Raw genomic sequence first — 9,816 nt, forward strand, 5'->3', positions numbered from 1 at the left:
TAAATATTAGTTGACTACAAATTCCACAAGAACCGGAGTCGCAGGATCAAGTACATCGCCATCCGGAATAGTTATATCGGTAGTAGTAGTGGTTGAAGTATCGGATGTTTGAATCTGAGCATTTATATATAAAACATAATAAGCAAACGACCCTGGAAATGCTGTTGCAGCTGCACCAGTATCGTCCGTAAAGGTTGTGGCAGCAATTGCAAACGTCGCACCAGTACCTGTACCATCTCCTATTGTTGCATTAAACTTTCTTGAGCCCATAAAAGGTTTAATTATTGCCATTTTTATAATTCACTCCTTTCTCTTTCAAATATGTGGTTATACGGCTTTTGTTAGTGGAAATCTTAAAGGGCTTATCCATACCCCTTTAATTATTTTATTTCATAGTACTAATTTGGAAACGGCAAATGATTTAATATCCATTTTTATTGTTTATGAAGGATTTTATAAATCGTTCATAAATCAACGTTTCCAGCTTCTGAAAAAAACCTGGTAGCTACATACACGACGATGAGTAACCACTAAAAATAACGAAAGTACGATTTTACATATTTTCTTACATCAAAGAGACTGACTTTCTACAGTCAATCTCTAAGGGGGAATAATAATGAACGTTCAGAAGTATTGTATGCAGTACGTTGGACAAACGTTAAAGACACTTGTTTAGTTAGAAAAGAAATCCCCCTGAAAATATCCAAATGTATGATTTTAAACAAATTCATACATTAGCCAAAACTCAAGAAAATTAGTGGTAATTATTTACATATCACCATTTCTCCTTGGCAAAATATTTCCAGTATTCTACAATAATTTAAAAAATAAAAAGGGAGACTGTTATGATCGGACTTATTATTTCAATCATCTTATTTAATATCATCGCCTTTAAAACAAATAAGAATCTAACACCCAACCAAATTATTCATATTTGGTTATTTACAATTGTGTTTCAACAGACTTTTGATATTTTTGTAGATTTAAAATTTGGTGGTTACTGGTATTTTACAAAAGATATAGATTGGGAAGGATTACCTGCCCATCTCGCATTAATTCCACCTGTTAATATGATGTTTCTAAATTGGTATCCTTTTAAAAGTACAATTACTCAAAAAGTTCGCTATTTTTCCTTTTGGATAATCGGTATTTTACTTTATGAAATAATTGTATTGCTTCCTGAACCTTGGGGATATTTTTCTTATGGATGGTGGAAATTTTGTTATTCAGTAGTATCCAATCCTATTCTGTTTCTGATCTTGTTAGTCTATTATAGATGGATATGTAAACTAGAAAAGAAATCTTTTAGCAGGATAAATATATGAACGTAAGTCATTGAATGTAAGCTATTAAGTAAATTCATACATTAGATAAAATAAAAAAAGAGCACATCATATAAGATGGATCGTCTCTTACTTCTTATTCAACTAAACCAGCCAATTTAAAATGATCAAACTTTTTTATAAAATAGTTCTCTCGCTGAATATGAAAAGAATCCATTTTGATCAATCTTTTTTCAAAATGGATTCTTTTTATTTGGCCGTTAATCGGGAATTTACGCGATATTTTTAATCAAACTTTATAGAAAGCTACAACGATTATATTAACTAAAAATGTGATTTGTTAGATTGTAGAACTTAATTTGCATTTTTCAAAAGAAAAAGGTCTTGTTTTACAAAAAATGAATTTGGCTTTTTTGCTTTAAGTTTGTCTAGTTCAAAAAAAAGTTTTTTATATTCAACAATAGATAATTCTCCATAAATATAACTTTTTTGAATATAATCTAGTAATTCATTGGCATGTAATGGGTTTCGTTCTTTTACTAGTTCAAAACGATGTATCAAGTTTTCTATTAACATAGTACTCACTCATTTCATCAGTTTTTTTGAACAATGTATGCGTTTGCAATTACTATAACATGTATATCGTTTTAAGTTTATTTTTTTAAAAATTCAATCACGAGGTATTTTTTTACATATTAATAATAGTGCAAGGTAGATCGTTACGCACTCGTACCATTCAGTCTAACTACATAGAATGAGAGAGCGACGAATCAGAGAAGGTTTGATGAGGAGACTAACAAAAAAGGTTGGGTATCTAAATAAACTGTACCCTATAGAGTAGACACTAAAAAAGGTCTGCCCTATAGGGTACTTTTATGTATAATGAAAAAAATGGGAGAACTGGAGAACAATTAAATGCCAAAAAAACACTTTACTGAGAAAGAAATAGAAATACTATCTAATAATCCATATGTTAAATCTGTAAGTTCAAAGGGTATTACATATACAGACGAATTTAAGAGGATTTGTATAGCTGAAAATGGAAATGGAAAGTTGCCAAGAAAGATTTTCGAGGAGAATGGTTTTGATATTGAAGTCATTGGTATTGTCAGAGTACAAAGGGCAGCCTCCAGATGGCGTACTGCTTATAATAAATTAGGAGTATTGGGACTTAGGGATACGCGTAGAGATAATTCGGGGAGACCAACTCAGAAGGAGCTTTCTCTAGAAGAAAAGAATGCTAGATTAGAAGCACAAATTCAATTGTTGAGAGCTGAGAACGAGTTACTAAAAAAGTTAGACCTGATGGAAAGGGGGCTGGAGAAAACCGAGTAAAAGTTTCTGCCGAACAGAGGTTTCTTTTAATACGTTCAGTGATCGAAAAGTATGAACTCAAAAAGATGATAAGTCTCTTATGCGAAATTTCGGGGATTTCGCGCTCAGGTTATTATAATTATTTTTCTCCAGAATCTCAGGAAAGAAGAGCGAAACGAGAAAAAGTTGACTTGATCCTTAAAGGAAATATTTTAAAGGCTTTTAATTTTAAACGCCGTAAAAAGGGTGCGCGCCAGATTAAGATGACACTAGAAGGACAGTTTCAAATGACTTACAATTTGAAGCGAATTCCAAGAATTATGAAGAAATACAAAATTGTATGTCCTATTAGAAGAGCTAATCCTTACAAGAAAATGTTGAAAGCCAATCAAGAACACAATGTACTGCCCAATTTATTAAACCGAGAGTTTAAACAAGCAATTCCGGGAAAAGTACTACTCACTGATATTACATATTTATATTACGGTAATGGACAGAAGGCTTATTTATCCACCATTAAAGATAGTTCAACGAATGAAATACTTGCCTATAACGTATCCAGTAGAATGACATTAGATTTAGCTACAGATACATTAGTAAAGTTAATAAAGAATAAACGAGGAAAGTTTGCAGAAGGAGCTTTTATTCACTCTGATCAAGGAGTCCATTATACAAGTCCAACCTTTCAGAAACGCGTAAGAAAACTGGGCCTTGGACAATCAATGTCAAGAAGAGGAAACTGTTGGGATAACGCTCCCCAGGAGTCTTTCTTTGGTCACTTCAAAGATGAAGCCTATATAAAGCCGTGTAATACGCTGGAAGAACTTAAAAGAGAAATCAAAAGATATATGACGTACTATAACAATTTCAGGTACCAATGGAACTTAAAGAAGATGACTCCTGTACAATATAGAAATCATCTTCTCCATGTGGCATGACCTTTTTCAAAAATGTCCTTTACAAAGGGTACAATTTAAGTACATCCATTGACCTTTTACTTTTATATACGTTCCATCCACTCTCCACGAGTCATTGGTTTGTTCGAGATGACGACGGACGCGTTTGTCTAATTCCGGTCCATATTGATGAACCCAACGCATAATCGTTGTGTGAGCCATCGATAGGCCACGCTCTTCCATCATTTCCACCAAATTACGAAAGCTCAAGTTGTACCGTAGGTACCATCTTACTGTTAATAAGATAATGTCAGGCTGATAATGCTTCCATTTGAATTCCGCTGGTTTCTTCATACCGATACACATCCTTTTTATACTGATAGTATCAGTATGTCCAAGATTGAGAGATTACTTGCAAGTGTTTAAAAGTTTTTGCATCAGAATCCTTTTGGAGCTAGACCGTTCTCTACGTTAAAACTTTATACTTTCTTATCTTCCAAAAATACAAAGCAGCGACTGAAGTCAATTCAGTCACTCCTTCCTCTATTTTCCACTCTAGTCCTAACATTGTGCTTTTCCCTCTACTTTTTACTCTCTAAATCCCTCGTTTTTTGTTAAACTTGTAAAATAAATACTTATGTTGTGACAACCACCGGAATAAGATAGGAAAATAGAGTATAAAAATGGAGGTTAAGTGATTTGGGAGAATTTCTCGATTTTATTTATCACGATTTTAAATACAAGCTATATGTCCCTGGTGAATATAATTCAGATAAAGAGTCTCCGTTGTTGGTGATGCTTCATGGATGTGGACAAGATCCGAATGACTTTGCTGCAGGCACAAACATGAACACGCTTGCTGAAAAGGAAAAATTCCTTGTCCTCTATCCTGATATGAACCATCTGTTAAACCCTTCAGATCTGGCCGGGTATAACCCCTTTGGCTGCTGGAACTGGTTTTTAGATAAAAATCAACGCCGCGGGAAGGGACATCCCAAGCTAATTTATGAGATTATTAATGAGGTCAAAAGTAAATACAAGATTGATTCAAATAAAGTGTACGCTGCGGGCTTATCAGCAGGCGGGTCACTAGCCTGTATTCTTGGCGTTACGTATCCAGATGTCTTTAACGGTATCGGAATTTGTTCGGGACTAGCCTATGGCGCTGCCAATGTATTTTTTCTAACCGACCCGATGGCTGAGGAAGCTAAAAAAAGTATGGAGAAAGGCGTGCCTGACCCATATGCATGCGGAAACAGTGCACTTCAAGAGATGGGAGAGTATAAGAAAAAAATACGGGTGATTGTTTTCCATGGGATCTGTGATACAACGGTCCACCCCATTAACGGCCAGCAGGTTATCACCCAATGGGCTCAAACCAATTTTCTCGTTGAAGGCGGTATAGGCCTTGCTGATGTTACCCCTGCCCTGGTCAAATCAGATATAATAAATGGAGAAAGCTATACCCAACATGTATATAATGATGGGGACAGCGAACCATTATTGGAACTTTGGATGATCGATAAAATGGGGCATACCTGGTCTGGTGGAAGCCTGAATGGTTCTTACACGGACCCTTCGGGTCCAAATGCAACAGAAATTATATGGAATTTTTTTAGTAAACATCAACAACAGCCGGAAGAAAAACTGATCGAGACTCTGGCCAAAAAACCAATCTCGGCACCAGTTGAGCTGCCAGTCAATCAACCTGTCCAAACACCAACTGAAACAGCAGCGGAATTACCAATTGAATCATCAGTCAAAACATCGATTGAGTTAACGGTCAAACCACAGGACGAATCACCAAGCGAATCACCAAAAAAGAACTTTTTTAGCATCCTACTCTCAAAACTTATGAAAAAGAAAAAATAAAACAAAAAACTAAAGAACCATCCCTATTAATACAGGGTTTTGAACAAACTTTTTTTCAAAACCACATTAACCAAAAGAAAGGCAAAAAAACCCCATATTCATCATGTGACAATACAGGATTTTTCATCAAACTTCTGTGTAGTATTCATTTTTAGTTTTTGATACCTCATGATGAACTCGTCTAACTTCTGACTGTAACGAATGGTATCATCGCTATTTAAGCCAGTTTCTTCCGCAATCTGGATTAATTCCTTTTTCAATTGATTAATTCTGTCCTCTAATTCATCTATCTCTATAAGATCCATAGAAAGAGGTGTTATGTTGAACCAGGTAAAGAAAGATACAAAAAAGGTAACCCACGTAGAATGTAAATTTTTAATACTATCATTATTAAACTTAAATAAATCTACAGCTGTCATGTAGTACACTCTCCCTTTATAATAAATCTACAACTTTGATATAAAACATTCATCCTAACTCCCTTGATTGCCCATTATCTTTTATTGTTTAGTGTATGAATTAATTAGTATACAAGTAATATTATGCAAAAAACTCTACATAATGGGAATACATATGACAAAGGTTCTTATGGAATGACAAATGATGACAGGTAATTTTATAAGAAATTGCATAAAACCCCACTTTTTTATGTAATCATCAGGTTTCTTCATAAACTGAAAACGTTGATGTATCAATGATGGATAAAATCCTGCATAAACGATAAAAAATGGGCAAACTCCAATTCCTTGATATGTATGGGATTGGGGTTTATGCTAACTAGTTCAGTATAAGATATACATAATCATTCCCAGGTATATGGTATAATTTTATTGGTGATTTAGTTTACTATTTGGGGGATTTAAATGAGTTTATGTAATGCTATTGATTCAGAAATTCAGGTAAAAGTATTTGAGGATTCAGAAACATTAAACTGTTGGCTAAGAGAACAGAAAGATGTGAGGATTCTAGATATTAAATTTAGATCCATCGTTATTATTGATGAGGTTGTTATAAGAGATCGTTTCTTAGTCATTTATAAATAATAACTTAATAGTTTAGGTTAAAGGGGATGGCTTTATAGATACTTTTTAATGTCCTTTATCGAATCTTACTATTAGCTGACTTTCGGGAAAAGATAACGAGGTGTAACCAGTGCTCCATCTTTTGTTTTTAAAAAAAGAAAGAGACATTAGAAGATATAGGGCTACCTAAAAGTGATCTTCTCGATTTACAAAATCAGCTGGGACAAGGAAAATTAAGAAATGAAATCCCTTTATTATCAAAAGGCTTTAGGTAAGTTTAGGTTATCATTCAACACGTTGGTTGAACAATGTCCAAAAGATATGGACGAAAAGAAATATGTAGTAAAGGTTGCTAAGGCGTTAATAGAGAGTAAAGATTTAAAAAAGATCTTATTTCAAAAGAAAAAAAATACCTATTAGACAGCTGAAAAAATTAGTTTTAGTGAACAAGAAAACAATTAAATGTCATTATAACTATATTATTGCAATAGCGATCATTTTAGCAGGTGATTATGTGTATCTGAAAGATTATATAAAGGAATGCTAGAATCTTCAATTTTAACATTCATATTAAACACCTTAGATTTATTTTTAGGGCATTGGTATGTCAACCCTAAACTAGATAACTTTTTTAAGGTGTTCAAGTTGTAATCAATCGGACTTACATAACCAAGTGTCCCATGAATTCGTATGTGATTAAACCAATGGACATAGTCCTGTAATTCCCTTGTTCATTCTTCTAAACGATTAAAATGTTGACCTTTCACAAACTCTGTTTTGATGATTTTAAACGTTGCTTCAGCTACGGCATTGTCATACGGGTAGCCCTTCATGCTTAAAGATCGTTGAATATGAAATGTCTTTAAAGCATCGTCCATCAGCTTATTTTTAAACTCATTTCCACGACCCGTATGAAAAAGCTGGATTTTACGGAGATCGACCTTGATGGAGGCGAATGCACGATAGACGAGTCATGCATCTTTGTTTGGTCCTGTACTGAAGCCTACGATTTCTGGATTAAAGAGATCAACAAATACACATACGTAATGCCATTTTTTATTGACTCTTACGTAGGTCAAATCGCTGACGACCACTGTCATTTCTTCTTCCTGGTCGAACGCGCGGTTCAGTTCATTTTTCTGTTCGGATTCATTACATGATTTGGTATGAGGCTTAAATTGAGCTACAGTATACGATGAGATAAGGCCCTGCTCTTGCATAATACGGCCAATTCTTCATCTAGAAACGATGAGACCACGTTTCTTTAGTTCTACTTTAATTTTACGTGTTCCATAATTCTGACGGTTCGTATGGAAAATATCGATTATATCCGAAGTAATATCATCCTCTGTTGATCTTTCTTTCGCCTCATGATAATAGGTGCTTCTAGGGATTTGCAGGACTTTGCACATGGCTGATATCGAGTATTTATGTTGATTATTCTTGATCACATTTACTTTCGTCCTAGTATCAGCGCTCCTTGCTTTAAAATGTCATTTTCCATTTCAAGTTGCTTATTTCGCTTTCGGAGTTCCATCAGTTCCTTTTGTTCATCGGTTACATTGTCTTTTTCTTTAAAAGAACCAGAGTTCTGACTCTGACCCACCCACTTATCTAAAGAAGAAGGAGTCAGACCATACTCACGAATAATCTCTTTTCTTGGTTTCCCATTTTGGTACAGCTGCACGATTTGTTGTTTGAATTCTTCCGTAAATGTTCAGCGTTCTCTTTTGGCCATGTAGATTCTCCTCAAATGTAGTATCTGTAGTCTACTTGACCTTAAAAATTCTGTCCAACTAAGTGTAGCCTATTCAACAACGTCTCGCACCATTCAGAAGTTCGTCAGTTTAACCTTTTATTATAGGTTCTTAAACATTCTCACCTTATTCATTCAACTCAAGCATCATGATTTACACCACCCCCGCGGGTAGGCCTTTCGTCAGCTTAACCTGTTACGGTAAATTCTCACGCCTTTTCACCGAGCTTATAATATTATCATTCTTACTAAATCAAATGCTATTCGACTAAGAGAGAGCCCTTCAAGGCGTTACCCCATCATTTGACTCTTCGATATAACCCTTCAGTTCCTTAAATATGGAACTGTCTAACCTTTACCAGAGAGATGTGACCATCCTCAATTTAAATTAGAAACGTTTCACACAAAGAAAGGCGCCCTATAATGGAATAAAAAAATAGAGAAACAGATACAACCTAGCTTATTTTTCTTTAAGTAACGCCCCTGTTACTTAAAGTGAATTAGTTCACAATGCTATTGTTCTCATTCGACGTTTTGTGTTGGTACCTCTGGATATTTCGATTTACATACGGTAAGTTTTAGTCGTATTTCCTGTTAAATATAATGCAAACTTTGTCGCAATATTGATCAAATATTAACTTTTTTCGAACTGAGTAGTAATATATTTGTCCCTCTAATCCTATTTATTTCTCTCATATAACAAAGTTAATGTAAAATGAATATTCCCCGTCATATTACTGAATAATATTACTTGTGTTCTAATCCTTTAAAAGGAGTAATAAATGAATGTTCAAAAAATGATAAGGGGTGTAGTAATGGGAATTTTAAGTGGTAACCCACAGGATGAACCGATGCACTATGGTGAGGTTATTGGAACTTGGACTCATCTTTTGACAAACAATGGTCTTATTGCTGCCTACCAGTCTTATATTAATCACACAGGTGATCATGACTTAAAAAAACTTATTGAAGAATCTATTCAAGGTATGAAAAACGAAAACCAACAATTGCAAGAACTTCTTAAAACAAATGGGATCGGCTTACCACCAGCACCCCCAGATCGTCCAAATGCAAATTTAGAGAATATCCCTGTCGGGGTGAGGTTTACTGATCCCGAAATTAGCGCAGCTGTTTCCAAGGACGTTGCTGCTGCACTAGTAACTTGTAGCCAAGTAATGGGCCAGAGTATTCGAGAGGATATTGCCATGATGTATGGTCAGTTTCATTTAGCCAAGGCTCAATTTGGCTTAAAAATGTTAAAGTTAAATAAGGAAAAAGGTTGGTTGATTCCTCCACCACTTCACTATAGTGAATCTAAAGATTGCTAGTGAAGCCTACACCTCACATGAGGTATTTTTTAATTTCCGCTTTTAACTTATTATTTCCTTCGCAGTTCTGATCTAATGCGACATAATAGCTTGAACTACCCACCACTTAATTTCTGACGAAATTTGAAGTGGGGGATTCCTGCGAACTCGGTTCTATCGAACAGATATTGAGCAGGCTAACCCCGTCGCACCGACGGTTACTAATTTAGCCTCCTGCCGGTCATGCAAACTTGTACGTTGACTCGCCACACGTCCTACTTTAGCTAAGGATTAGCAACTTCGATACGTGTGGGACGAAAGAACGTTGAAGATTTTACCTAGCAGACGTTTTTCCTGCTAGAACCT

At 35.0% G+C, this 9,816-nt stretch carries 8 protein-coding genes and 2 pseudogenes; 5 read left to right on the forward strand and 5 right to left on the reverse strand.

Annotation, left to right across the window (positions count from 1 at the left end; all coding sequences use genetic code 11):
- Positions 1–6: 6 nt before the first annotated feature.
- Positions 7–291 carry a DUF4183 domain-containing protein gene (locus JMM81_RS10865; protein ID WP_256241597.1) on the reverse strand — a complete coding sequence of 95 codons (285 nt, stop codon included), beginning with the start codon at positions 289–291 and terminating at the stop codon, positions 7–9.
- Positions 292–845: 554 nt separating this feature from the next.
- Here JMM81_RS10865 and JMM81_RS10870 point away from each other — a divergent pair.
- Positions 846–1,325 carry a hypothetical protein gene (locus tag JMM81_RS10870; protein ID WP_256241598.1) on the forward strand — a complete coding sequence of 160 codons (480 nt, stop codon included), beginning with the start codon at positions 846–848 and terminating at the stop codon, positions 1,323–1,325.
- Positions 1,326–1,637: 312 nt separating this feature from the next.
- Here the strand turns inward: JMM81_RS10870 and yppF are convergent, their stop codons facing one another.
- Positions 1,638–1,859 carry a YppF family protein gene (yppF, locus tag JMM81_RS10875; protein WP_256241599.1) on the reverse strand — a complete coding sequence of 74 codons (222 nt, stop codon included), beginning with the start codon at positions 1,857–1,859 and terminating at the stop codon, positions 1,638–1,640.
- A 339-nt stretch (positions 1,860–2,198) separates the two neighbouring features.
- Here yppF and JMM81_RS10880 point away from each other — a divergent pair.
- Positions 2,199–3,535, forward strand: a protein-coding gene (locus tag JMM81_RS10880) for an IS3 family transposase (protein WP_375162371.1) whose coding sequence is annotated in 2 segments (ribosomal slippage) — positions 2,199–2,586 and positions 2,586–3,535 — 1,338 coding nt in all. Because the reading frame shifts where the segments join, the coding sequence is not laid out codon by codon here.
- 36 nt (positions 3,536–3,571) lie between these two features.
- Here JMM81_RS10880 and JMM81_RS10885 read toward each other — a convergent pair.
- Positions 3,572–3,847: pseudogene (locus tag JMM81_RS10885) on the reverse strand (IS6 family transposase); the annotation flags it as partial.
- Positions 3,848–4,192: 345 nt separating this feature from the next.
- Between JMM81_RS10885 and JMM81_RS10890 the strand changes: the two are divergent.
- The gene (locus JMM81_RS10890; protein WP_256241601.1) at positions 4,193–5,365 is read left to right on the forward strand and encodes an extracellular catalytic domain type 1 short-chain-length polyhydroxyalkanoate depolymerase; all 1,173 of its coding nucleotides are present in this window, start codon (positions 4,193–4,195) and stop codon (positions 5,363–5,365) included.
- A 101-nt stretch (positions 5,366–5,466) separates the two neighbouring features.
- Here the strand turns inward: JMM81_RS10890 and JMM81_RS10895 are convergent, their stop codons facing one another.
- A complete protein-coding gene (locus tag JMM81_RS10895; RefSeq protein ID WP_256241602.1) occupies positions 5,467–5,784 on the reverse strand; it encodes a Spo0E family sporulation regulatory protein-aspartic acid phosphatase in 318 nt (105 codons plus the stop codon).
- 444 nt (positions 5,785–6,228) lie between these two features.
- Between JMM81_RS10895 and JMM81_RS10900 the strand changes: the two genes are divergently transcribed.
- Positions 6,229–6,408: a hypothetical protein gene (locus JMM81_RS10900; protein WP_256241603.1), complete on the forward strand. Its 180-nt coding sequence runs from the start codon at positions 6,229–6,231 to the stop codon at positions 6,406–6,408.
- Positions 6,409–7,013: 605 nt separating this feature from the next.
- On the opposite strand, the pseudogene JMM81_RS10905 reads toward JMM81_RS10900, so the two are convergent.
- Positions 7,014–8,077: pseudogene (locus JMM81_RS10905) on the reverse strand (IS3 family transposase); the annotation flags it as partial.
- Between the two features lie 881 nt (positions 8,078–8,958).
- Between JMM81_RS10905 and JMM81_RS10910 the strand changes: the two are divergent.
- Entirely contained in the window at positions 8,959–9,471 is a 513-nt protein-coding gene (locus tag JMM81_RS10910; RefSeq protein ID WP_256241610.1) for a DUF3231 family protein, read from the forward strand.
- Positions 9,472–9,816 lie beyond the last annotated feature (345 nt).

This window comes from Bacillus sp. V3B (assembly GCF_024494465.1).
Lineage (GTDB): Bacteria > Bacillota > Bacilli > Bacillales > Cytobacillaceae > Bacillus_BD.